This window comes from Brachybacterium sp. FME24 (genome assembly GCF_014897705.1).
Lineage (GTDB): Bacteria > Actinomycetota > Actinomycetes > Actinomycetales > Dermabacteraceae > Brachybacterium.
In genome coordinates this window covers 1-21686 of record NZ_JABUXV010000023.1, presented here as the reverse complement: position 1 = coordinate 21686, position 21686 = coordinate 1, and the positions used below count along the sequence as shown (strand labels likewise).

Sequence of the window (21686 nt, the reverse complement as noted above, 5' to 3'; positions counted from 1 at the left end):
GGGAGCGGGTTCACCCGTGCGGGGGAGGTGGCGGGATGCCCGCGAGCGGAGGCTCGAGGCATGACGACGACACCTCGCCCCCATCCCTCACGACACCTGGTGCGAGCGCTGCTCGGCCTGGGCCTGCTCAGCAGTCTGATCACCGCAGCGCTCGGCCTGCGCTGGCTGCTCTCCCCGGGCGACGCGCTGCTGGCCGCCTCCGGCACCCCGCCACCCCTGCTCGAGATCCTCGGATCCGGGCCGATGTACACGGCGCAGCTGGTGGTGGCCGTGCTCGGAGCCGTCGCCGGCGTCGCCGGACTGGCGATCACCGGATCCCGGGCCTCGGTCTCCCGGCTCGTGGCGGTCGTGCTGGCCGCCGTGGCCGCCGCGCAGGTCGCGCTGTTCGGCCTGGGCTTCGCCAGTTTCATGACCCTTGCCCAGGCCGGGTACCTGATCGCGCTGGCGATGCCGGTGCTGCTGGTCACGGTCGCCGCGCTGCTGGTCCGGCACGGCGGACGGGCCCGCTGGGCGGTCGGCGTCCCGCTGCTCACGGCGATGGTCCTCGGTGCCCTCCTCGGGGCCGGGATCATCCGGGACGTCGCGCTCGCGATCATCCCCGCCATGGTCAGGTCGGGCGGCCTGATCCTCGTCACCGTGCACTTCGTCCTCGCAGGGGCCCTGTGGGCCGCTGTCGCCCTGCTCCTGCTGCGACGTGCCGGCGCCTTCGAGGGCGTGGAGGCCTGGACGGTGCGGTGGCGTCGGCCGCTGACGATCATCGCCGCGTGCGGGCCCCTGCCCTACGCCCTGTCCCGACTGACCTGGCTCACCCCGTGGCCGATCGTCGGCGGGGAAGCCGCGGCCGCTGACCCCGCGACCCGCGTCTGGGGGCTCGCGCTCTCCACGGGCGCCTGGCTCGGTGTGGTCCTCACCCTCGGACTGATCCGGCCCTGGGGTGAGGTGTTCCCGCGCTGGTTCCCCGTGGTCGGCGGGCGCTCCGTCCCGATCGTCACCGCGGCGATCCCGGGATTCGCGATCGCGGCCCTGCTGTGCTTCGCCGCCGTGCCGATCCTGCTCAGTGCGAGCGAGATGGGCCTTGCCTCGACCCTCGAGTTCGCACTGGTCTTCCCCTGCTGGCTGTGGGGACCGACCCTCGCCCTCGCGGTGTGGGGATACGTCGGGCACCGACGCTCGACCATCGGCTCTCGCGCCGACAGGATGGTCTCGACGAAGATGGACGCGTGAACATACGACGCAGCGGTCGCCGATTCGCGTGGCTGATGACGGGCGCGGCGATCGGGACGACCGTCGTGCTCGTCCTCGCGCTGGTGGTCCCGATCGGGCTCGATTCGGCGACCTCCCCGGGCCGTACCGTGCTGGGCCTGCTGCTCGGGGTGGTGGTCGGCGGCCTGCTGGGCCTCGTCCCCGGGATCCGGGAGCTCGAGGTCACCGCGTGCCGCTCGATGCTCGGCGTCCGCTCGGAACTGGTCGTCCCGCTGCGCCCAGGTCTGGTGCACCGGGTGCAGGACGTGCTCTGGGTGCAGGTCCACCTGCTGCTCGGCCTGCTGACGGCGGCCTGCTTGACGATGCTGCTGCCGGCCGCGACGGTCACCGCCCTCGACGCGATGGGCGCGAACCCCGGCATCTCGCTGCTCGCGATCCCGGACTCCGTGCTGGGCAGGATCGCCCTCGGTGCCGCCGCTGTGGTGGCGGCGGCCGCCGCGCTTCTGGGCGCGTGGCCGCTCGGGGCTCTCGCCGCCTCTCTCGCCCCGCGATTGCTGGGGCCGACGGCGCGCGATCGTCTCGAGGTGGCCCTGGCCCGCGTCTCCCAGGACGCGGAGCGCACGCGGATCGCCCGCGACCTGCATGACGGCATCGGGCACGCCCTGACGATCGTGAGCATCCAGGCGGCGGCCGGCGGGCGAGTGCTGGACCGCGACCCCGACGCTGCCCGGCAGGCGCTGGCCCGGATCGAGGACACCGCGCGCGAAGCGCTGATCGACCTGGACGACGTGCTCGCGGATCTGCGCGAGGAGCGTGCCGACGTGGTCCGCGTCGCCGAGGCCGCCGACGGGGCGGGCCCCTCGCGGGACGCCGATGCGATCCACATGGCCGGGAGCGTCGAGGCGAAGGGCTTCCCCGGGAGCACGAGCGCGGTGGACACCCACGGGCGGGTCGACCCGGTCGCCCCCTCGCGCCTCGAGGCCGTCCTGCTGGACCATCGCGAGGCAGGGATGGACCTGCGTACCGAGGTCGTGGTGCCCGCCGGTCTGCCCGCGCTCCAGCACGAGCACCTCGCACGGCTGGTCACGGAACTGCTCACCAACGCCCACCGCCACGGCAGTGACGGTCCCGTCCACCTGCGGATCCATGGTGGCCGGGACTCCGCGGGGCTCCCCGCGGTGATCGTGGAAGCTGCGAACCCGCTGGCCCCTCGGGAGGAGGACAGTGCTGCGGCGCCCACGGGCGGTCGCGGACTGGCGGGCTCCCGCGAGCGCCTGGCCCTGTGGGGTGGCACGCTGAAGGCCGGGCCGAAGGACGGCACCTGGCAGGCCCGAGCCCTCGTCCCGATCCTCACGGAGAGACCCCACGATGACCCCTGACGCAGACCGCGACCGTCCCGGCGGCCCCGTGCGGGTGCTGCTCGTCGACGACGAGCCGCTGGTGCGGCAGGGAATGCGGATGATCCTCCAGGCCGAGGAGGACATGGTGGTGATCGGCGAGGCCGGCGACGGCGCGGAGGCCCTCATCCTGGCCCGCCGCGAAAGGCCGGACGTCGTCTGCATGGACGTGCGCATGCCCGACATCGACGGCATCCGCGCCACCGAACTCCTGCTGCGCCTGCCGGACCCACCGAAGGTGCTGGTCGTGACGACCTTCGAGCATGACGGCTATGTGCTGGACGCCCTCCTCGTCGGCGCGTCCGGGTTCCTCCTCAAGCGCGCGAGCGCCGCGCAGATGGTGCAGGCGGTGCGGACCTTGGCCGACGGCGACAGCCTGCTGTTCCCTGAGGCCGTGCGCTCGCTGCTGCGCCCGCGTGCCCGGACCGGCGCCTACATCGGGCCGGACCTCACCGCGCGGGAGCGGGAGGTGCTCGAGGCCGTCGCCCGCGGCGCGAGCAACGCGGAGATCGCCGGGCAGCTGATCCTCGGGGTCGAGACCGTGCGCACGCATGTGGCCTCCCTGCTGCGCAAGCTCGGCGCCCGTGATCGCACGCAGGCCACCGTCATCGCCTACCGCACCGGGCTCGTCGACCCCTGAGGCGAGCGGGGCTGCGGGGTGCTGGGGCCGCGCCGCTCAGGCTGCGGGTACCGCTGGTGCAGGTCGCATTGTCGGCGCCGGACCGGACGACCTTGAACACCCCGCAGCGACCGCGCAGGATGGAGGCATGAGCGACCTCTCCGCGCGGCTGCGCGCACTGCCCGCCTTCCCGGACCAGATGCCCGACCTCGACCTCGAGAACCTCCCCGAGGACCCGGACGAGCTGTTCCTCGCCTGGCTCGAGGACGCGATCGCCGGGGGCGCACGCCAGCCGCACGCGATGACGTTCCTGACGCTGGGGGAGGACGGCGCGCCCGTCGGCCGCACTCTGATCCTCAAGGATCTCGACTCCGAGGGGTACCAGATCTCCACCCGGAACACCTCGCGCAAGGCGCAGCAGCTGGCGGCGGATCCACGGGCGGCGATGACGTTCTTCTGGCGCGAGACCGGCCGACAGGTGCACATCAGCGGGACCGTGGTCGCGCTCGGGGAGGACGTCTCGCAGGCCGATTGGCTCTCCCGACCGAATTCCGACGGCAGCCCGAACCCCGCATGGCAGGTCTACGCGCTGCAGCCCACGCAGATCGACTTCATGCAGGCCCGCCACGATCGCCTGCACGTCCATATCGACTACCGTCGCCAGGACGGTCTCTGGAGCCACACCCAGCGCGGCTGAAAGGAGCACGAGATGCCGAAGAGAGCCATCCCCTGCTCGCGTCACCTGCAGCGCAACGGCCTCGTTCTGATCGGCGTCGGGCTGGTCGGAACCGTCGTGATGGCCCTCCTGCACGGCGGTCTGGAGTGGAGCAACATCGGCCCGATGCTCATCATCGCAGGCGCGGTCATGAACGTGGTCGGACGCGTGCTGGCCTCACGAGCACGTACCGCAGATGAGGTCGCCCGTAGGCGATGACGGTTCCTTCCCGTCTACCTGCGCGGCCCGCTTCGAGGTCTGCTTCGGTGTCTGTGTCGATGTCGGGGTGGAAGCCGAGCTTGCCCAGGACACGGGCCGAGGCGGGGTTCTCGGCATCGACCAGCGCGACGAGTCGTGTCAGGCCGAGCGCCCCGAAGGCGGCGTCCACGCAGAGGCGCGCCGCTTCCGTCGCCAGGCCCTGTCCCCACCAGGGGCGCGCGAGGGTGTAGCCGATCTCTGTCCCGTGACGGGTGACCTCCAACCCCGCATCCCCGATCAGCTCGCCGGTGCCGCGATCGATCACTGCCCAGAAGGCGAAGCCGTGCTCGCGCTGGTGGCGTCGGTAGTCCTCGACCATCTGCGCGCTCTGCTCGGGCGTGGCCGCCGAGCCGTCGCCGACGTATCGCATCACCTCGGCGTCGCCGTAGAGGGCGTGCGCGGCCATGGCGTCGGTCTCCTCGAAGGGGCGCACCAGCAGCCGGCCGCTGCGCAGCGGGAAGCGAAGAGCCATGCCTGCAGTGTGAGGCTGTGCATCCTCGGTGGTCAACGCGATTCCTCGCCGACGCACAGGGCTACTCTGGCCCGGATGTCTCGAGCCGCCGCCCTGCCCCCGGTGCTGCTCGGCCTCGTGGTCCTGCTGCTGGTGCAGATGGTGGGCCTGGCCGTGTCGGCGCTGCTGAACCTGCCCGTGCCCGGGGTCGTGCTCGGGCTGGTCCTGCTGCTCCTGCTCGGGCTGCTGCGACCCACGCGGGGCGTGCTCCGGGTCGCCGAGCCCGCCGCGACCCCGCTGCTTCAGCACCTGCAGCTGCTGTTCGTCCCGCCGGGCGTCGGCATCATGCTGGAGCTGCACGCGCTCGCACAGAACGCTCTTCCGATCGCGCTCGCCGTCGGCGGCTCCTTCGTGCTGACCCTGCTGATCGCCGGATGGCTGCTGCAGGCACTGCTGCGACGACAGGAGCGCCGCGGTGCCTCATCGGCCGGGGACCCGACCGACGGGCCCGGCCCCGCCGCCGGGCCTGACGCCGAGCCCGGGACGGTCACCTCATGAGCGCGCTGATCGAGCTGCCCGTCTTCGGCCTCGCCCTGACCCTGACGGCCTACCTCCTCTCCCTGTGGCTCTACCAGCGACTGGGCCGGCCCGGCCTGCTGACCCCGGTGCTGGTGACGGTGGTGATCGTCGCTGCGGTCCTGCAGGCCACCGGCATGTCGTACGCCGTGTACCTCCAGCAGGTCACGGTGCTGACCCTGCTGCTGGGCCCGGCGACCGTGGCGCTGGCCCTGCCGCTGCTGCGCAATGGGCGAGCCCTGGCGTCCGCGGCGCCCGCAGTGCTGCTGACCTTGGCGGTCGGGGGAGCGGTGAGCGTCGCGGTGACGGTGGGTGCCATGACCGCACTCGGCGCCGGGGACGACATGCTGCGCGCCGCCCTGCCCCGATCCGTGACCTCCCCGGTGGGGCTGTCGATCGCCGAGACCCTGGGGGCCTCCGTGCCGCTCGCGGTGGTACTGACCCTCATCTCCGGGGTGCTCGGCGCGGTCGTCGGCCCGGCGCTGCTGACCCTCGCCCGGGTGCGGGACGAACGGGCCCGCGGCTTCGCCGTCGGGCTGACCTCCCATGGCATCGGCACCTCGCGGATGCTGTCCGAATCCACGGTCTCCGGCGGTTGGGCGAGCGCCGCCATGGTGATGAATGCCCTGGTCATGACTGTGGTTCTGCCGATCGTGGCGGCCCTGGTGACGGGCTGAGCCTCGCCCTCGGGTCAGTCGCGGGCCTCGAGGCTTGCGATCAGCTCTTCGACGCGGCCGCGGATGTCGTCGCGGATGGGGCGCACGGCCTCGACGCCCTGGCCGGCCGGGTCGGGCAGCTCCCAGTCCTCGTAGCGCTTGCCGGGGAAGATCGGGCAGGCGTCACCGCAGCCCATGGTGATCACGACGTCGGACTGCTTCACCGTGTCCGGGGTGAGGATCCGGGGCTGGGCGGCGGAGATGTCGATGCCCTCCTCGGACATCGCCGCGACGGCTGCGGGATTCACGGTCTCGGCGGGGGCGGAGCCGGCCGAGCGCACTTCGATGCGGTCACCCGCGAGGTGCTGGAGATAGCCGGCGGCCATCTGGGACCGGCCGGCATTGTGGACGCAGACGAACAGGACGCTGGGGCGATCGGGCATGGGGTCTCCTGGGGTGCTGGTGCGACGAGTGGCGGGCGCAGGGGTGGTCAGGACAGGTCGAGGAAGGTGCGCAGCTCGGCGAAGGCGGACGGCACGACGGAGTAGTGCGCCCAGCGACCCTTCTGCTCACGGGTGAGCAGACCGGCATCGACGAGCTTCTTCATGTGGTGGCTGACGGTGGGCTGGGAGATGCCCAGCGGCTCCGCCAGGTCGCAGGCGCAGACGTCTCCGCAGCCGCCGGCGGCGATATGCGAGAGGAGCTGGAGCCGTGTCGGATCTGAGAGCGCCTTGAGGCGCACGGACAGGTTCTCGGCTTCATCGCCGCTGATCGGACCACCGCCCAGGGAGCAGCAGTCCTCGGCGCTCGGACCGGGCGTGCAGTCGGCGTCGGTGCGCTCGGCCCGCGCGGTGAGCGGCAGGTGCCGGGAGGTGAGGGTCATGGCAGAACCTTACATTGACGAACATCTATATGGAGGCTACCGTTCGCATCGATGCTCGTCTATAGGAAGAGGTCGTAGTGACCACGACTACCCCCACCGCCCCTGTCGCACCCGTCGGCGTGAGGGGCGAGATGTCGTTCCTGGACCGCTGGTTGCCGGCCTGGATCCTGCTGGCGATGCTGCTGGGACTGCTGCTGGGCAGAGTGGTCCCCGGTATCGGGCCGGCCCTCGAGGCGGTGAGCATCGCCGGCGTCTCCCTGCCGATCGCCGTCGGCCTGCTGGTGATGATGTACCCCGTGCTCGCCAAGGTGCGCTACGACGAGACCCGCCGCATCAGCGCCGACAAGCGCCTGATGGCCACCTCCCTGGTGCTGAACTGGATCGTCGGCCCCGCCCTGATGTTCGCGCTGGCCTGGATCTTCCTGGCCGACCTGCCGGAGTTCCGCACCGGGTTGATCATCGTGGGCCTGGCCCGCTGCATCGCCATGGTGCTGATCTGGAACGACCTCGCCTGCGGGGACCGGGAGGCCGCGGCCGTCCTGGTCGCGATCAACTCCGTGTTCCAGGTGTTCGCCTTCGGTGCGCTGGGCTGGTTCTACCTGCAGGTGCTGCCCTCCTGGCTGGGACTGCCCACCACCTCGGCCGAGTTCTCGATCGGCGCGATCGTGCTCAGCGTGCTCGTGTTCCTGGGCATCCCCCTGCTCGCCGGCTTCCTCACCCGCGTGATCGGTGAGCGCGCGAAGGGCCGCGACTGGTACGAGGACCGCTTCCTGCCGCGGATCGGCCCCTTCGCCCTGTACGGGCTGCTGTTCACCATCGTGCTGCTGTTCGCCCTCCAGGGCGACGCGATCATCTCCGCGCCCGGGGACGTGGCCCGCATCGCGCTGCCGCTGCTGGCCTACTTCGTGCTGATGTTCCTCGGCTCCCTGCTGCTGAGCCGGGCCGTCGGTATGGACTACGCCCGCTCCACCACCGTCGCCTTCACCGCCTCCGGCAACAACTTCGAGCTCGCCATCGCGGTCGCGATCGGCACCTTCGGGGTCACGTCCGGCCAGGCGCTCGCCGGGGTCGTCGGCCCGCTCATCGAAGTCCCCGTCCTGGTGGGGCTGGTCTACGTCTCGCTGTGGCTGGGCAAGCGCCTGTTCCCCGGCGACCCCACCGTCCCCGGTGCGCCCACCGCCTCTGCCCGAAAGGTCTCCGCATGAGCTCCTCCAACCTCACTCCGAAGCCCTCGGTCCTGTTCGTCTGCGTCAAGAACGGTGGCAAGTCCCAGATGGCCGCCGCGCTGATGGCGGCGCGGGCCGGCGACCGGGTCGAGGTGCACTCAGCCGGGACGAAGCCCGGAACGACGGTCAATGCCCTCTCGGCCGAGGTCGTCGCCGAGGTCGGGGCGGACATGTCCGCCTCCCGCACGAAGCCGATCGACCCCGCGCTGCTGGCTCGTATGGACCGCGTTGTGGTGCTCGGGGAGGAGGCCGTGGTCGATCCGGTCCCCGGGATGCGCGGGACCATCACGACCTGGCGCACCGATGAGCCCTCCGAGCGCGGTGTCGAAGGAGCCGAGCGCATGCGCCTGGTGCGCGACGACATCGATCGGCGGGTGCGAGAGCTGCTCGACGAGCTGACCGCCGACGCCTCCGAGACCTGATCGCGGCAGTGCCGTGATGCGTGGATGACGCAGCCGGTAGCCTGAAGCTGTCGTGCGCGAAGGTCCCGACCACGACGAAGAATCCGAGAGTGAGGCCTCTCCATGGCGGAGATCGTCGACCATGACGCCTACATCGCGTCGGCCCCCGAAGCTTTCCAGCCCGCACTGCAGCGGCTGCGCGAGATTCTGGGTCGTGTCCTGCCGGAGGCCGAGGAGATCGTGGCCTACAACATGCCCGGGTTCACGATCGATGGCACGGTCGTCGCCAGCTATGCGGCGTTCAGCAAGCAGTGCGGGCTGTATCTCCGTCCCCACGCCCTGGCCGAGCATGCCGAGGACATCGCGGCAGCCGGTCTCAAGGCGACCAAGACCGGCATCACGTTCACCCCGCGCACGCCGATCCCCGACGATCTTGTCGAGCAGCTGGTGCGGACGTCGCGAGAGGGCGTCGAGGGCTGACGCACCTCACGGCGCATCGGCGAGCGGGGGAGGAGATCCGGCGATCATCTCGTCGTACCCGGCGCGGAAGTCGGGCACCTCGAGAGGGCCGAGCAGGTCGAGAAGGGCGGTGCCGTCGAGCACGGTGCCCGCGCCGGGATCCGGCTCCGCACGCGGGGGCACAGGCCTCTCGAGCCGCTGCGCGATGTGCGTGACGACCTCTCCGAGCGTCGACGGTGCACCGTCCACGGCGTGCAGGAGCGCTGGCGGATGGGGCGCCTTGAGCAGAGCCATGATCGCCCGAGCGAGATCCACCTCGTGGATCCGGTTCGTGTGCCGATCGTGCTCCACGGGGCGCCCCTCGAGGACGGCCCTGACCAGGCGATCGCGCCCGGGCCCGTAGATGCCCGCCGGCCGCAGGATGCTCGCCCCGAACAGATCGCGGGCCGCGTGCTCACCCTCGAGGAGCATGTGGGCCCGCTCGGACCGGGGACGGGCGGGATCGGACTCGGTGAGCGGGCGGGAGGAGTCGTGGCCCTCGAGGACCCGCGTCGAAGAGACGAACACGGTCCGCCGCGGCAGGGAGGGGAGGGCCGCTGCGAGATGCTCCAACGGCTCGCGACAGCTCGTCGCGACGGCAGGGGTCAGCGTGATGACCATGGAGTCGACCGCAGGCAGCGCGGACTGCAGGGCCTCACTGAGGTCTGCGGTGATCGGCGTGAACGCGGGCGGCAGGGAGCTCGGATCACGGCGGAGGCCGGCGACCACCCCACCCTCGGAGAGCAGCAGCTCGCCCACCCGGATGCCGACGCGTCCGCACCCGACGAGCAGGGTTCTCATGCTCATGGTCGCCTCCTCCACGATGTCCGTCCGTCCAGTATCCCTCCGTATCTTCTCTTGGGACCCTGCCCGTGACCTGGTCGCCCTGGGAGACCGACCCAGTTCCGACAGGCCGCCTCAGGGCTCGACGAGGGTGCGCAGATGCTGCGTCGGCGTCTCGAAGGCCGTGGGCACGGCGTCCAGGGCGATCGGGCCCCCGAGGATCTGCGCCCAGGGGAGGGATCGGCCCTGCTCAGAGGCGAGCAGGGCGAGAGCCTGGTCCAGATGCTGGGGCTCGTAGTTGTGCATCCCGGTGAGGGTGCGGCGCCCCCGCACCATCCTCTCGGGGTCCACCGGAATCTGCGGTCCGGGGAACACGCTGCCGGCGAGGACGGCCGTGCCGCCCACGTCGAGCGCATCGATGACGGTCCTCACGCCGGCGGGCGCGCCGGAGAACTCCAGGGCCAGATCCGCGCCGTCGCGCAGTCCGTCGGGCTCCGTCGAGGGGGCAGAGGCGGAATTCGCGCCGGCCTGCAGGGCCAGCTCGCGCCTCGCCGCCGACGGGTCGATCGCGTGCACATGTGCGGCGCCGGCGGCCCGGACGGCGGCGATCGCCAGCAGCCCGAGCATGCCCACCCCGGTGATGAGGACCCGAGAGCCGGGCACGGGCGAGGACGTCGCCGCGGCGAGGCTCGCCATCACGGTGGCTCCCGCGCAGGCGGCGATCGCGGCGGGCCCGTCGGCCACCTCCTCGGGGACCCGCACCAGGTGATGGCCGGCCGGCAGCACCACATGGCTCGCATAGGAGCCGGAGAACGGCCAGGACCCGTCGAGGGGCTCATGGCCTGCCTTCCGCAGGGTGCGGCACTTCGCGCTGTGGCCGGCCTGGCAGCGGTCGCAGTCTCCGCAGGCGGAGATCACCGACCACACGATCCGGTCCCCGGGTCCGACCGGGACGCCGTCGGGGGCGACCAGCTCCGGGGCGGAGCCCACGGTCACGGCCGGTCCGATCGTGACCACGTCGCCCACGCCCTCGTGCCCGAGGATCCCGGGGCAGGGCGCGGCGCGGCGACCCTCGACGGTGTGCCGATCGGAGCCGCAGATCGCGGCTGTCCGCACCCGGACCAGCAGCTCACCGGGCGCGAGGGAGGGCAGCGGCCGTCGGATCTGTTCGAACCGCTGCTCGCCGGCCCAGACCAGCGCGCGCATCTCGGCCATCGCGGGTCAGCCCTGCCCGCCGAAATCGGGACGCGCCGGCAGCTCGGCGACGGACCTCGCGACGATGTCGGCGCCCGCGGCCTCGTGGTCGGCGCGCAGGAGCTTCCCGGTGAGCACCCCGACCGCGGTCACCCCCGCACGCTGCGCGGACTCGACGTCGACCGCGGTGTCCCCGACGGAGGCCACCCGGGCCGGTTCGGTGACCCCGGTCCGGCGCATGACCTCCTGGATCATGAACGGGGCGGGACGTCCCTCGGGCACCTCGTCGCCGCAGACCACCACGTCGACCATCGGCTCGGAGGGATCGGTGCCGCTGCTCTCCCCGACGCCCCAGCCCAGGCGGCCGAGGATCAGATCGGCGATGTCCCGGGAGAACCCCGTGGTCAGGCCGAGTGCGATGCCGCGCGCGCGCAGGGACCGCAGGGCCTCTTCGATGCCCGGCAGGGGGATGGGCGGATTCTGCGTGTAGGTGCGGGTGAGCTCCTCGAGGAACCAGGCGAAGGCGGAGTCCACGAGCTCATCTCGCGCCTCGACGCCGCCGAGGGCCAGCAGGTTGCGGATGGCCGCGCGCTTCTCGGTGCCCATCCACTGCTGGAACGTGGCGTCGTCGAACCGGGCGCCCTCGCGCTCGACGGATTCGCGCAGCACGCGGTACACCTCGTGGCGGTCATCGATCGTGGTGCCGGCCATGTCGAACACGGCGAGCTGCAGAGTGGAGGTCATGGGGAGTCCTTGTCGTCGACGGGGAGAGGGGGAACACGGAGCTCGAAGAACAGTGGGGCGCGGAGAACAGCGGGGTGGGACGGGTGCAGAGGGTGCTCAGCGCACCGCGTGGCGCAGCCACATCGAGAGGGCCTCGACCACCAGGACCACTCCGACCATGAGCAGGACGATCGCGGTGACCACCTCGAACTGGTTGATCCGGGCGGCGTTCAGCAGCAGGAAGCCGATGCCGCCGGCGCCCACCACGCCCAGCAGGGTCGCCGAGCGGATATTGGTGTCCAGCAGGTACATCGTGTGCGCGACGACGGCCGGCGCCGCCTGCCGCAGGGTCGCGGCGAGGAACACCTGCGGAGCGCTCGCGCCCAGCGCCCGCAGTGCTTCCTGCGGGCGGGGATCCGTCTCCTCCAGCGAGTCGGCGATGAGCTTGGAGAGCAGGCCGACGGCGCCGAGCGCGAGGGCGAGCGTGCCGGCCACCCCGCCCAAGCCCGAGATCACCACGAAGATGATCGCGAGGATCAGCTCGGGGATGCCGCGGATGATCACGATGAGCAGCCGGAACCCCGTGTGCACGGCGCGACCGGCGACCACGTTGCGGGCGGCGAGGATCCCGATCGGCAGGGCCAGGATCCCACCCAGCAGGGTCGCCGCGAGGGCGATCTGCACCGTCACCAGGAGGTCCGCGAACACGGTCCCGGCGGAGCCGCCGAACCCGGGCGGGAGGAACAGCTGCACGGTCGAGGGGATCTCGGCGATCCCGCCGAGCAGGGTGGCCGCGTCCAGGTCGACCTTCCACAGCGACCCCGCCGTCACCACCACCAGCACTGCGACGCTCAGCACGCGCCGGAACCGATCGACCGACCAGGGAGCGTGGATCTGCTCGGTGGCAGGGCGCGCCGTCGGCCGATCCAGGAGCCGATCGATCCAACCGGTCCGGGCGGAGCGGCCGCCCGGGCGTGGAAGGATCGCCGCCCGGATCCCGCCGGAGACCAGTTCGACGACGATGCACAGCGCGAGGACCACCAGCGCGAGGGCCATCCCGCGCTGGTAGTCCAGGGATCGCAGGGCGTCGGCGATCTCGAGGCCGATGCCGCCCACGCCCACGTACCCCAGCAGCACCGAGGTGCGCAGGTTGATGTCGAAGCGGTGCAGGCCGGTGGCGATCACCTGCGGCAGCAGGGCCATCGGGATCGCGGACCAGATCTGCTGGGACCTGGTGCCGCCGACGGTCTCGACCGCCTGGCGGGGGGAGTCGTCGAGCTCCTCGATCGCGTCGGCGTAGAGCTTGCCGATCATGCCCACGGAGTGCAGTCCCATGGCGAGGATGCCGGCCACCGGACCGAGCCCGAACACGCGCAGGAGCACGATCGCGAGCACCAGATCGGGTACCGCGCGGGCGAGCACGATGAGGGTGCGGGCGGCGCCGCGGGTGATCCGCCCGCGGGTGGTGGCCCGCGCGGCCGCGAGCGAGACCGGGACGGACAGCGCGACGGCCAGCAGCGTCGCCAGGAACACGATCGCGAGGGTCTCCGCGATCATCCCGGCCAGGTCGGGCAGCGGCGGGAAGTCCAGCGGGAACATGCGGCCGACGAACGCGACCGCGCTGCCGAGGGAGCCGAGGATCGTGGGCAGATCGATGCCCAGGTCGATCACCGACCAGACCCCGAGGCCGACGAGGATCGCCATCACCAGCGTCGCGCCCGCGGTCCCGGCGCTCGGACGTCGGATCGGTCGCAGGAGGCGCTCGTCGGCCGCGGTGGAGGGTCCGGGGGTGACCGGGGCGACGGGGGCGGCGGTGCTCATGAGCTGCTCGCTGCGGCGCTGTGCATGTCCGTGAGCGCCTCGAGCTCCTGCGTGGTGGGGGTGGCCACGGACTCGTAGATCTCTGCGGCGTCCCGGGCGGACATCCCGGCGGTCTGCCGGTCGAACACCACCTTCCCGCTGCGCAGTCCCACCACGCGGTCGGCCAGGTCCAGGGCGAGCTCGACCTGGTGCAGGGCGGTGACGATGGTCAGCCCGTCCTCCTCGCTGATCCGGCGCAGCAGGTCGATGATCTGAGCCGCCGAGACGGGGTCCAGCGAGGCCACGGGTTCGTCCGCCAGCAGGATCCGGGGGTGCTGCAGGAGCGCGCGGGCGATCGCGACCCGCTGCTGCTGCCCGCCGGAGAGGGTGTCGGCCCGCTGGTGGGCGCGGTCTGCGAGCCCGACGCGGTCCAGGTGCTGCAGGGCCTCGCGGCGCACCCGCTTCGGGTACATCAGCAGGCCGATCCGGGGACCGCGCAGCTCTCCGAGGGCCCCGGTGCAGACGTTCTCCAGGACGGACATCGGGCCCACCAGCCCGTAGTCCTGGAAGATCATGCCGATGCCCCGGCGCAGCGTGCGCAGGCGCGGCCCGGAGAGTCCGCGGAGGCTCTCGCCGAAGACGCTCACGGTGCCGTGGGTCGGGGTGTGCAGGCCGTTGAGGTGGCGCAGCAGGGTGGACTTGCCGGAGCCGGACAGACCCAGCAGCACGGTGATCGACCCCTGTGCGAGGTCGAGGTCGACGTCGTCGAGCCCTTTGACCCCTTTGCCGAAGTCCTTGGTGACCCCGCGCAGGGTCAGGGCAGGATCGGCCGGGAGGGCCGCAGGCGTGGTCCGGGGGTGAGGGCCAGGTGACGAGGTCATGGCAGGGCTCCTTGCGGGTGCGGGCGGGTCGGGCGGGAGGGTGGTGGTCAGCTCACCGAGGAGCAGGCGTCGGCCTGGGTGGTCGTGCAGATCTGGCGGATCGCGTCGTAGTCGGCGTCGGTGACGGCGACGTATCCCCACTCGATCTCCTCGGGCAGGGCGCAGTCGTCCTCGGAGGCGCAGATGCCCTCCTCGACCAGGGCCGGCTTGTTGGCCTTGCCCTGGAGGGCGGCGCGGATCGTCTCGACGGTCCCGGCGTCCAGGGTGGAGGTGTTCAGGGCGATCGGGTCCTCCGGGATCGGCTGGGACTCCCACAGCTGCACCAGCGCGCCCTCGGGGACCTGCCCGCTCTCGGTGAGGGTCTTCAGCATGGTGTCGTGCGCGAATGCGGCGTCGACCTCGCCGCTGGCGAGGGCGAGCAGGGAGGCGTCGTGGCCACCGGCCAGGACCATCTCGAGGTCGGTGTCGAGGTCGAGGCCCTCACCCATGAGGCCCTCGAGAGGGACCAGGAAACCCGAGGTGGAGGCCTTGTCGACGAAGGCGACCTTCTTGCCCGCGAGATCGGCGAGCGAGGCGATGTCGCTGCCCTCCGCGACGTAGCACAAGGACGTGTAGGCGGGCGTCGTGCCCTCCTCGTGGACCGGGGCGACGACTGCTTCGACGGGCACCCCTCCGTCCTTGGCGATGACATAGGAGAACGGGCCGTAGGAGGCGATGTCGATCTTGCCCGCGCGCTGGCCCTCGATGACCGCGGCGTAGTCCGAGGCGTTCTGGAAGGTCACGGTGCGTCCGGTGGCCTGTTCGAGCAGGGTGACGATGTGGCCGAAGGTCTGCTCGAGGGACTGGGAGCTCTCGGCGGGGACGGCCGCGAAGACGATCTCCCTGTCCGCAGCGTCGCTGGAGCTGCTGCAGGAGGCGAGGGCGGAGCCGCCCAGCACGGCGGTGGTGAGCGAGGCGAGGGCCTGGAAGCCCTGGCGGCGGGTGACCTGGGGCAGTGCGGGGGAGGCAGGCGTGCGGTGGGACATGGCGGGAGTCCTGTTCTGTGGCGAGGGCGGGGGAGTGGGGCAGGGGTGAGGGCGTCGTTCAGGCGGCGAGGACGGGGACCTGGTCGAGGATCTGCTCGGCGATGCCGAAGCTCAGGGTCATGCCGATGCCGCTGGTGACCACGGCGACGGTGGTGGAGGGATCGGGCTGCTCGAGCACGAGCGTGGTCCCCGGGGCGTCGCTGTAGCAGCCGAGCCAGCGCTGCAGCACCCGCGGCTCCCGCAGGCCGAGCAGGGCGCTCGCCTTCGCCAGCAGCAGCGCGGAGATGTCCGCGTCGAGGAACGGTTCGGGGGAGTCGTCGTAGGCGTGCGAGTCACCGATCAGCAGGCCGTCGGCGATCCCGGTGGCCATCAGGTTCGCGGTGCAGGCGAGGAGCTCCGGCTCGCGCTGCTCGAGCTCTCGACGCAGGTCCGCGGCGCCGGGCATCGCGGCGAAGCCGTCGTAGCGGGCCAGCGAGGTGCCGGTGAGCATCGCGAAGTGCTCGGGCAGTCGTGCCGGGCGCTCGACGAGGGCCATGGCCAGGGTGCACCGGGTGACGCGGAAGCGGTCCGCGATCTCGGGGAACAGACCGCTGATGCCGGTCCCGGGGCAGGCCACGACCCGCTCGGCGCGGTAGCTCCCGCGGGTCGTCTCGACCGTCCCGTCGGCCGCGCGCAGCACGCGTTCGCCCCAGTGGAAGGCGACGCCCTGCGCGGCGAGCCAGGCGGCGAGCTCGGGGGCCGCGCGTCGCGGGTCCACGCGCATGTCCAGGGGGAGGTGCGCCCCGCCGAGAACGTCGAGATCCTCCACCGCCAGGGCGTTCCGGGTCTGCTGGGGGCTCAGCATCCGCACCTGCTCGGGCCCGCGGTGGGCCGCGAACTCCTCGAGCACCCGCAGCTCGGCCGTCGAGGTCGCAGGGACCACGGTGCCGGTGGTCGGGGCCCACAGCCCGGCGTGCTCGGCGGCGCGCTGCCAGCCGGCGCGAGAGGCCATGGCGAGGTCCTGGAGCTCATCGGCCTGGCCGGTGAAGCAGGCGTGGCCGAAGTTCTGGATGCTGGCCCCGACGGGCCGGGTGCTCTCCTCGATGACGCGCACGCTCAGGCCCTGGGCCAGTGCGCGGTGGGCGGTGGCGAGGCCGAGGATGCCGCTGCCGATGACGAGGAGGTCGGTGTCGGTGGTCATGCCTTGAGCGTGGCCCGTAGGAGGACCCTGTGTCGATAGATGTATATACAAGTTCCGAACATGTTGCGCGCTCGTCACCGCGTGGCCACCGAGATGTTACTCAGCGACGCCGCTGCAGGCGGGGGCGTGATCCGGTGCATAGGATCAAGGGTGCGCGACCATGCGCGGCGGGGGCAGCGACGTTCCCGAGGGGAGTGGAGGACGGCGATGACGGGCACCACCAGGGGGACGCAGACCTACGGGGCGATCCTCACCTATCTGCGCCGCGAGATCTCCGCGGGCTCCCTGGAGCCGGGGCAGAGCGTCCCCTCGGAGTCCGAGCTGTGCGCCCGGTTCGAGACCTCGCGGGGCCCGGTGCGCCAGGCCCTCGGGATCCTGCGCGACGAGGGCCTGATCTCCTCAGGTCGGGGTCGCCGCTCGGTGGTGCTGGAGACGGTGCCCGTGCAGCCCTTCGACGTCGCGCTCTCGTTCACCCAGTGGTGCCGCGAGATGGGGATGGAGCCCGGTCAGCGCACCGAATCGATGACCCGGGCGTGGGCCACCCGCGCCCAGGCGGACTCGCTCGAGATCGATCCCGGGGACCCGATCGTGGAGCTGCTGCGCCTGCGGTTCGCCGACGGGGTGCCGATCATGCTCGAGCGCCTGTGCTATCCGTACGACGTCGGCCGCCACGTGCTCTCCTTCGACCCGGACTCCGGCTCCGTCTACGAGCGGCTGATCGCGAGCGGGGTCGACATCCACCACGCCACCCGCATCCTCGATGCGGTCGCGGCCGACGAGGACGACGCACGACTGCTCGGGGTCCAGGAGGGAGCGCCCCTGATGCGGCTGCGACGGCGGGCGTTCACCATCGAGGGCCGCCCCATCGAGTGGTCCGACGACAGGTACCTGCCCAGTCATGCGCGCTTCGCCTCGACCACGGTGCGGGGCGCCTCGAACGGACTGTCGATGCTCAAGGGGCTCTGATCGGGCTCACGAGCCTCTGACCGGTTCTGGGGGAAAACCCCGTGGCGCTCCTCAGGATGCTGGGGCAAAATAACTACGCGCGTCTGAATCCGCCCGGCGTGACCGCACGCTGACCTCCTCGGGACCCATCCGAGCTTCGAGGTCAGTACCTGTCCGCCTGGGTCGTTACTGTCGCAGACGACTCCTCCGACAACACCCCTGAAGGCCCTCATGCTCTGGACGCTGATCAGGCGCCACCTCCGTCCGTACCTGCCGCACGTCGCCGCTGTGATCGTGCTGCAGCTCGCCACCGTGCTGGCCACGCTGTACCTGCCCAGCCTCAACGCCGACATCATCGACAACGGGGTGGCCACCGGCGACACCGACTACATCTGGCGCGTGGGCGGAGTCATGCTGATCGTCGCGATGGTGCAGGTCATCACGGCGATCATCTCGGTCTGGTTCGGGGCTCGCGTGGCGATGGGCATGGGTCGCGACGTGCGCCGTTCCCTCTACACCCGCGTGGACCGCTTCTCCACCGAGGAGATGGGTCGCTTCGGCGCCCCGACCCTGATCACCCGCGGCACCAACGACGTGCAGCAGGTGCAGATGCTCGTGCTGATGTCGCTGAACTTCATGGTCATGGTGCCGATCATGTCGATCGGCGGGATCGTGATGGCCATCCAGGAGGACCCCGGGCTGTCCTGGCTCGTGTGGGTGTCCGTCCCGGTGCTCATGGTCATCGTGGGCCTGCTGGTCACGAAGCTCATGCCCCTGTTCCAGCGCATGCAGGACAACATCGACTCCATCAACGGGGTGATGCGCGAGCAGATCATGGGCATCCGGGTGGTGCGAGCCTTCGTGCGCGAGAAGCACGAGACCGCCCGCTTCGAGGACGCCAACGCGACGCTGACCGACACCTCGGTGCGGATCGGCCGGCTGTTCGTGATCATGGGGCCGGCGATCACGGTCGTGCTCCACCTGGCCACCGCCGCCGTGCTCTGGTTCGGCGGCCATCGCGTGGACGCGGGCCTGGTGCAGGTCGGGTCCCTGACCGCCTTCATGCAGTACCTGCTGCAGATCCTCATGGCCGTCATGATGGGCACCTTCATGTTCATGATGTTCCCGCGGGCGATCATCAGCGGCCGTCGCATCGCCGAGGTCCTCGACACCCGCCCGAGCCTCGCCGAGCCCGCGCGGCCCGTCGCGCTCGGGCCGGCCGGCGGCGGGGCCACGGTCGAGTTCCGTGACGTCAGCTTCGCCTACCCGGGCGCCGACGCCCCCGTGCTCGACGGCATCTCGTTCACCGCCGGGGCCGGTCGCACCACCGCGATCATCGGCTCCACCGGCTCCGGGAAGACCTCGCTGGTCAGCCTGATCCCGCGCCTGCACGATGCCACCAGCGGGCAGGTGCTGCTGGACGGGGTGCCGGTCACCGACCTCGCCCGCGCCACGATCTCGGCCACCGTCGGTCTCGTGCCCCAGAAGCCGTACCTGTTCTCCGGCACGATCGCGCACAACCTGCGCTTCGGTGATCCGACGGCCGAGGACGACCAGCTGTGGCGCGCGCTCGACGTCGCCCAGGCCACCGAGTTCGTCGCAGACCGCAGCACCGGCGAGGGCGAGACGGCGCGCACGGGCCTGGAGTCCAGCGTCTCCCAGGGCGGCACCAACGTCTCCGGAGGCCAGCGTCAGCGCCTGTGCATCGCGCGCACCCTGGTCGCCCGGCCGAGGGTGTTCGTCTTCGACGATTCCTTCTCCGCCCTCGACGTGGCCACCGACGCCGCTGTGCGCGCGGGCCTGGATGCACGGACCGAGGGCGCGACGATGATCATCGTCGCCCAGCGCATCGCCAGCATCACCAGCGCGGACCAGATCCTCGTGCTCGACAAAGGCCGGATCGTCGGCCGCGGCACCCACGAGGAGCTGCTCGACAGCAGCCAGACCTACCGGGAGATCGTCGATTCCCAGATCACCGTGGAGGAGCCGGTATGAGCGCCGCGAAGAAGCAGAAGAAGTCGGCCGAGGGCTCCCCCTCGAGCACCGGGGCCGCCGCGGTGGAGCTCACCGAGGCCGAGATCCTCGAGATGCAGGACTCCATGAGCACCGAGTGGGGCGAATCCGCACCCCGCAAGGCCAAGGCCTTCTGGCCCTCCGCGATGCGCCTGGCAGGCACCTTCAGCGACCACAAGCTGAGCCTCGGGATCGTGCTGGCCTTCGGGATCGTCTCCACGGGGCTGACCGTGTGGGCGCCGTCGATCCTCGGCGACGCGATGGACGTCATCTTCGACGGCGTCCTGACCGGGGACGGCGTCGACTTCCCGGCGCTGGGCAGGCTGCTGCTGATCGTGCTGGGCATGTACGTGGTGGCCGCCCTGTTCGACTGGCTGCAGGGACGGCTGCTGAACGATGTGGTCATGCGCATCGTCTACCGGCTGCGGGAGAAGATCGAGGCCAAGGTCAACCGCCTGCCGCTGAGCTACTTCGACACCCGCCAGCGCGGTGACCTGCTCTCGCGCACCACCAACGACGTCGACAATGTGCAGACGGCCCTCCAGCAGGCCTTCGCCTCGCTGGTCTATGCGGTGCTCACCATCGTGGGCATCACCGCGATGATGTTCTACCTCTCCTGGCAGCTCGCGCTGATCGCCCTGGTGGCGCTGCCGATCTCCGGCGTGGTCATCGGCTTGATCGGCGCGAAGTCGCAGAAGCTCTTCACCGCGCAGTGGCGCAACACCGGGCGCCTGAACGGCCATGTCGAGGAGTCCTTCACCGGGCACGACCTGGTCACCGTGTTCGACCGCCAGGACTCGATGCGCGAGGTGTTCGATGAGCGCAACGAGGAGCTGTACGACGCCTCCTTCAAGGCCCAGTTCTACTCCGGCATGATCATGCCGATCATGCAGTGGGTGACCTATCTCGGCTACGTCGGGATCGCCGTGGTGGGTGGTCTGCGGATCGCCAGCGGGCAGCTGAGCCTCGGCCAGGTCGTCGCCTTCATCCAGTACTCGCGCGAGTTCAACGCGCCGCTGGGCGAGGTGGCCGGCATGGCGAACATGCTGATCTCCGGGGTGGCATCGGCAGAGCGGATCTTCGAGCTGCTGGACGCGCAGGAACAGGAAGCCGACGGGGAGCTCGTGGCGGTGACCACCGGGCCCGACGGGGAGCGGACCGAGCGCCGCATCGAACGCGCCGAGCTCACCGGGTCCACCCGCGGACGCATCGAGTTCCACCACGTCGCCTTCTCCTACACCCCCGACAAACCGCTGATCACCGACCTGTCCCTGATCGCGGAGCCCGGGCAGACCATCGCGATCGTCGGCCCCACCGGCGCCGGCAAGACCACGCTGGTCAACCTGATCATGCGCTTCTACGAGATCGACGGCGGCGAGATCCAGCTCGACGGCGTGGACATCCGCGCCCTGGACCGCGGCGCGGTGCGCAGCCAGGTGGGAATGGTGCTGCAGGACGCGGTGCTGTTCGGCGGCACCATCCGGGAGAACATCCGGTACGGGCGCCTCGAGGCGACCGACGACGAGGTGATCGCGGCGGCGACCGCCACCTTCGTGGACCGTTTCGTGCACACCCTCCCGGACGGCTACGACACCGTGATCGAGGACGAGGGCGCGAACATCTCCGCCGGTGAGCGGCAGCTGATCACCATCGCCCGCGCCTTCCTCGCCGATCCCGCGCTGCTGATCCTCGACGAGGCCACCTCCTCGGTGGACACCCGCACCGAGGTGCTCGTGCAGGAGGCGATGGCGGCGCTGCGCACCGACCGCACCAGCTTCGTCATCGCCCACCGCCTGTCCACCATCCGCGACGCGGACGTGATCCTGGTGATGGAGCACGGCGACATCGTCGAGCTGGGCGATCACGACCAGCTCCTCGAGGCCGAGGGCGCCTACCACCGCCTGTACTGGTCGCAGTTCGCCGGTGGCGTGGATCCGGACGCGGACGAGGCCCTGCTCGAGGGCTCGGCGACCGTGACCGGCGAGATCGCCGCGGTCGAGGCGACGAACGGAGGAGCACCGCCGGCGGAGTGACCCGGCGTCACGCCGAGCCCGCCCGGCTGGCCGGCTGGCCCGGCCGCCGAGCCAATCCAGCCAGCCCGGCCGCCCAGCCAATTCGCCAGCCCGGCCCGGCCGCCCAGCCGGCAAGAAATGTCCCCGCAGGACCGATGTCGAGAGCCGCATCGGTCCTGTGGGGACAATTCTCGGCGACCGGCGACCGGCGACCGGCGACCGGCGACCGGCGACCGGCGACCGGCGA

General features: G+C 71.3%; 22 protein-coding genes. 12 read left to right on the top strand and 10 right to left on the bottom strand.

The features are described from left to right. Positions 1-60: 60 nt before the first annotated feature. The 4 genes from INT51_RS19585 (at position 61) to INT51_RS19570 (ending at position 3916) form a co-directional block, all read left to right on the top strand. The gene (locus INT51_RS19585) at positions 61-1224 is read left to right on the top strand and encodes a hypothetical protein (protein WP_193107099.1); all 1164 of its coding nucleotides are present in this window, start codon (positions 61-63) and stop codon (positions 1222-1224) included. Next, complete coding sequence (locus tag INT51_RS19580; protein ID WP_193107098.1) at positions 1221-2582, top strand: sensor histidine kinase; 1362 nt, start codon at positions 1221-1223, stop codon at positions 2580-2582. The genes INT51_RS19585 and INT51_RS19580 overlap by 4 nt, the downstream gene beginning before the upstream one ends. After that, complete coding sequence (locus tag INT51_RS19575; protein ID WP_193107097.1) at positions 2572-3240, top strand: response regulator transcription factor; 669 nt, start codon at positions 2572-2574, stop codon at positions 3238-3240. Before INT51_RS19580 ends, INT51_RS19575 begins: the two co-directional genes overlap by 11 nt. A 127-nt stretch (positions 3241-3367) precedes the next feature. Further along, positions 3368-3916: a pyridoxal 5'-phosphate synthase gene (locus INT51_RS19570; RefSeq protein ID WP_193107096.1), complete on the top strand. Its 549-nt coding sequence runs from the start codon at positions 3368-3370 to the stop codon at positions 3914-3916. Positions 3917-4082: 166 nt separating this feature from the next. Here INT51_RS19570 and INT51_RS19565 read toward each other — a convergent pair whose 3' ends face one another. Further along, positions 4083-4664 carry a GNAT family N-acetyltransferase gene (locus INT51_RS19565; RefSeq protein ID WP_193107095.1) on the bottom strand — a complete coding sequence of 194 codons (582 nt, stop codon included), beginning with the start codon at positions 4662-4664 and terminating at the stop codon, positions 4083-4085. 75 nt (positions 4665-4739) lie between these two features. On the opposite strand from INT51_RS19565, the gene INT51_RS19560 reads away from it, so the two are divergent. Both INT51_RS19560 and INT51_RS19555 read left to right on the top strand, forming a co-directional pair. Beyond that, positions 4740-5201, top strand: coding sequence for a CidA/LrgA family protein (locus INT51_RS19560; RefSeq protein WP_193107094.1), 462 nt, complete (start codon positions 4740-4742; stop codon positions 5199-5201). After that, the gene (locus INT51_RS19555; protein WP_193107093.1) at positions 5198-5896 is read left to right on the top strand and encodes an LrgB family protein; all 699 of its coding nucleotides are present in this window, start codon (positions 5198-5200) and stop codon (positions 5894-5896) included. Before INT51_RS19560 ends, INT51_RS19555 begins: the two co-directional genes overlap by 4 nt. A gap of 14 nt (positions 5897-5910) precedes the next feature. Here the strand turns inward: INT51_RS19555 and INT51_RS19550 are convergent, their stop codons facing one another. Together INT51_RS19550 and INT51_RS19545 are read right to left on the bottom strand one after the other, a co-directional pair. Continuing rightward, entirely contained in the window at positions 5911-6318 is a 408-nt protein-coding gene (locus INT51_RS19550; protein WP_193107092.1) for an arsenate reductase ArsC, read from the bottom strand. Positions 6319-6365: 47 nt separating this feature from the next. Next, entirely contained in the window at positions 6366-6758 is a 393-nt protein-coding gene (locus tag INT51_RS19545) for a helix-turn-helix transcriptional regulator (RefSeq protein ID WP_193107091.1), read from the bottom strand. Positions 6759-6889: 131 nt separating this feature from the next. Between INT51_RS19545 and arsB the strand changes: the two genes are divergently transcribed. The 3 genes from arsB (at position 6890) to INT51_RS19530 (ending at position 8865) form a co-directional block, all read left to right on the top strand. Next, on the top strand, positions 6890-7963 hold the full coding sequence (gene arsB, locus INT51_RS19540; RefSeq protein ID WP_193107133.1) for an ACR3 family arsenite efflux transporter: 1074 nt from the start codon (positions 6890-6892) through the stop codon (positions 7961-7963). After that, a complete protein-coding gene (locus INT51_RS19535) occupies positions 7960-8406 on the top strand; it encodes a low molecular weight phosphatase family protein (RefSeq protein ID WP_193107090.1) in 447 nt (148 codons plus the stop codon). Before arsB ends, INT51_RS19535 begins: the two co-directional genes overlap by 4 nt. Before the next feature lie 102 nt (positions 8407-8508). Then, entirely contained in the window at positions 8509-8865 is a 357-nt protein-coding gene (locus INT51_RS19530; protein ID WP_193107089.1) for an iron chaperone, read from the top strand. 6 nt (positions 8866-8871) lie between these two features. Here the strand turns inward: INT51_RS19530 and INT51_RS19525 are convergent, their stop codons facing one another. From INT51_RS19525 to INT51_RS19495, 7 genes are all read right to left on the bottom strand, one after another. After that, on the bottom strand, positions 8872-9690 hold the full coding sequence (locus tag INT51_RS19525; protein ID WP_193107088.1) for a sugar nucleotide-binding protein: 819 nt from the start codon (positions 9688-9690) through the stop codon (positions 8872-8874). 111 nt (positions 9691-9801) lie between these two features. Further along, positions 9802-10881 carry a zinc-binding dehydrogenase gene (locus INT51_RS19520; protein WP_193107087.1) on the bottom strand — a complete coding sequence of 360 codons (1080 nt, stop codon included), beginning with the start codon at positions 10879-10881 and terminating at the stop codon, positions 9802-9804. A 6-nt stretch (positions 10882-10887) separates the two neighbouring features. Beyond that, entirely contained in the window at positions 10888-11604 is a 717-nt protein-coding gene (locus tag INT51_RS19515) for an HAD family hydrolase (protein WP_193107086.1), read from the bottom strand. A 96-nt stretch (positions 11605-11700) separates the two neighbouring features. Further along, positions 11701-13404 (bottom strand): phosphonate ABC transporter, permease protein PhnE, encoded by a 1704-nt coding sequence (gene phnE, locus INT51_RS19510; protein WP_193107085.1) that lies wholly within the window; start codon positions 13402-13404, stop codon positions 11701-11703. Then, the gene (gene phnC, locus INT51_RS19505; RefSeq protein ID WP_193107084.1) at positions 13401-14264 is read right to left on the bottom strand and encodes a phosphonate ABC transporter ATP-binding protein; all 864 of its coding nucleotides are present in this window, start codon (positions 14262-14264) and stop codon (positions 13401-13403) included. The genes phnE and phnC overlap by 4 nt, the downstream gene beginning before the upstream one ends. Positions 14265-14311: 47 nt before the next feature. Next, complete coding sequence (locus INT51_RS19500) at positions 14312-15289, bottom strand: phosphate/phosphite/phosphonate ABC transporter substrate-binding protein (RefSeq protein ID WP_193107083.1); 978 nt, start codon at positions 15287-15289, stop codon at positions 14312-14314. A gap of 58 nt (positions 15290-15347) precedes the next feature. Further along, positions 15348-16469 (bottom strand): TIGR03364 family FAD-dependent oxidoreductase, encoded by a 1122-nt coding sequence (locus INT51_RS19495; protein ID WP_193107082.1) that lies wholly within the window; start codon positions 16467-16469, stop codon positions 15348-15350. A 207-nt stretch (positions 16470-16676) separates the two neighbouring features. Between INT51_RS19495 and INT51_RS19490 the strand changes: the two genes are divergently transcribed. The 3 genes from INT51_RS19490 (at position 16677) to INT51_RS19480 (ending at position 21460) form a co-directional block, all read left to right on the top strand. Further along, positions 16677-17435, top strand: a complete 759-nt coding sequence (locus INT51_RS19490) for a GntR family transcriptional regulator (protein WP_193107081.1) — start codon at positions 16677-16679, stop codon at positions 17433-17435. 210 nt (positions 17436-17645) lie between these two features. Next, positions 17646-19409 carry an ABC transporter ATP-binding protein gene (locus INT51_RS19485; RefSeq protein ID WP_193107080.1) on the top strand — a complete coding sequence of 588 codons (1764 nt, stop codon included), beginning with the start codon at positions 17646-17648 and terminating at the stop codon, positions 19407-19409. Next, complete coding sequence (locus tag INT51_RS19480; RefSeq protein WP_193107079.1) at positions 19406-21460, top strand: ABC transporter ATP-binding protein; 2055 nt, start codon at positions 19406-19408, stop codon at positions 21458-21460. The genes INT51_RS19485 and INT51_RS19480 overlap by 4 nt, the downstream gene beginning before the upstream one ends. The last annotated feature ends 226 nt before the right edge of the window (positions 21461-21686 follow it).

Coding starts and splice junctions, on each gene's coding strand:
- INT51_RS19545 (WP_193107091.1), bottom strand. CDS start 6,758: ATGACCCTCACCTCCCGGCACCTGCCGCTCACCGCGCGGGCCGAGCGC.
- INT51_RS19550 (WP_193107092.1), bottom strand. CDS start 6,318: ATGCCCGATCGCCCCAGCGTCCTGTTCGTCTGCGTCCACAATGCCGGC.
- INT51_RS19575 (WP_193107097.1), top strand. CDS start 2,572: ATGACCCCTGACGCAGACCGCGACCGTCCCGGCGGCCCCGTGCGGGTG.
- INT51_RS19525 (WP_193107088.1), bottom strand. CDS start 9,690: ATGAGCATGAGAACCCTGCTCGTCGGGTGCGGACGCGTCGGCATCCGG.
- INT51_RS19530 (WP_193107089.1), top strand. CDS start 8,509: ATGGCGGAGATCGTCGACCATGACGCCTACATCGCGTCGGCCCCCGAA.
- INT51_RS19515 (WP_193107086.1), bottom strand. CDS start 11,604: ATGACCTCCACTCTGCAGCTCGCCGTGTTCGACATGGCCGGCACCACG.
- INT51_RS19570 (WP_193107096.1), top strand. CDS start 3,368: ATGAGCGACCTCTCCGCGCGGCTGCGCGCACTGCCCGCCTTCCCGGAC.
- phnE (WP_193107085.1), bottom strand. CDS start 13,404: ATGAGCACCGCCGCCCCCGTCGCCCCGGTCACCCCCGGACCCTCCACC.
- INT51_RS19520 (WP_193107087.1), bottom strand. CDS start 10,881: ATGGCCGAGATGCGCGCGCTGGTCTGGGCCGGCGAGCAGCGGTTCGAA.
- phnC (WP_193107084.1), bottom strand. CDS start 14,264: ATGACCTCGTCACCTGGCCCTCACCCCCGGACCACGCCTGCGGCCCTC.
- INT51_RS19535 (WP_193107090.1), top strand. CDS start 7,960: ATGAGCTCCTCCAACCTCACTCCGAAGCCCTCGGTCCTGTTCGTCTGC.
- INT51_RS19560 (WP_193107094.1), top strand. CDS start 4,740: ATGTCTCGAGCCGCCGCCCTGCCCCCGGTGCTGCTCGGCCTCGTGGTC.
- INT51_RS19490 (WP_193107081.1), top strand. CDS start 16,677: ATGACGGGCACCACCAGGGGGACGCAGACCTACGGGGCGATCCTCACC.
- INT51_RS19495 (WP_193107082.1), bottom strand. CDS start 16,469: ATGACCACCGACACCGACCTCCTCGTCATCGGCAGCGGCATCCTCGGC.
- INT51_RS19480 (WP_193107079.1), top strand. CDS start 19,406: ATGAGCGCCGCGAAGAAGCAGAAGAAGTCGGCCGAGGGCTCCCCCTCG.
- INT51_RS19500 (WP_193107083.1), bottom strand. CDS start 15,289: ATGTCCCACCGCACGCCTGCCTCCCCCGCACTGCCCCAGGTCACCCGC.
- INT51_RS19555 (WP_193107093.1), top strand. CDS start 5,198: ATGAGCGCGCTGATCGAGCTGCCCGTCTTCGGCCTCGCCCTGACCCTG.
- INT51_RS19565 (WP_193107095.1), bottom strand. CDS start 4,664: ATGGCTCTTCGCTTCCCGCTGCGCAGCGGCCGGCTGCTGGTGCGCCCC.
- arsB (WP_193107133.1), top strand. CDS start 6,890: ATGTCGTTCCTGGACCGCTGGTTGCCGGCCTGGATCCTGCTGGCGATG.
- INT51_RS19585 (WP_193107099.1), top strand. CDS start 61: ATGACGACGACACCTCGCCCCCATCCCTCACGACACCTGGTGCGAGCG.
- INT51_RS19485 (WP_193107080.1), top strand. CDS start 17,646: ATGCTCTGGACGCTGATCAGGCGCCACCTCCGTCCGTACCTGCCGCAC.